Source organism: Anaerotignum faecicola, from assembly GCA_024460105.1.
Classification (GTDB): domain Bacteria; phylum Bacillota; class Clostridia; order Lachnospirales; family Anaerotignaceae; genus JANFXS01.
In genome coordinates this window covers 1-543 of the sequence record JANFXS010000117.1, presented here as the reverse complement: position 1 = coordinate 543, position 543 = coordinate 1, and the positions used below count along the sequence as shown (strand labels likewise).

General features: G+C 50.1%; 1 protein-coding gene. It reads left to right on the top strand.

Annotated features, from left to right (window positions below; translation table 11 throughout):
* Positions 1 to 543: carbon starvation protein A (locus tag NE664_13035; GenBank protein MCQ4727557.1), on the top strand; the 543-nt coding region annotated here is incomplete at both ends.

Here is a 543-nt window from a genome sequence, read left to right as displayed (position 1 = left end):
CAACGGAGCGGTCGCAACGACCTCGCTTCTGTTCATTGCATTTGCAGTGGGACTGGGCTTCTACTTAAAGTATACGAAATTTCCCAAGATGCTTAATACGCTGTTTGCGATTGCGCTTCTCTTTCTGGCCGTTGGCCTGGGTCTGGCATTTCCTGTCTATGTTCCGCAGAGCGCCTGGCTGATTTTCGTATTTATCTATGTGATTATTGCCTGTGTGACTCCGGTCTGGGCCCTCCTGCAGCCGCGGGATTACTTAAACAGTTATCTGCTGATTGCCATGATTGTGGGATCGGTTCTGGGCATCTGCGTGTATAATCCATCCATGAATCTGCCGTCCTTTACAGCCTTCAAGCTGACTGCGGCAAACGGAAGCGTCTCATATTTATTCCCGGCACTGTTCGTTACCATTGCCTGCGGCGCTGTATCCGGCTTTCATTCCCTGGTAGCCTCGGGAACGGCTTCCAAACAGATTAAGAATGAAAAAAATATGCTTCCGGTATCCTTTGGGGCGATGCTGCTAGAGAGTCTTCTGGCTATTACGGC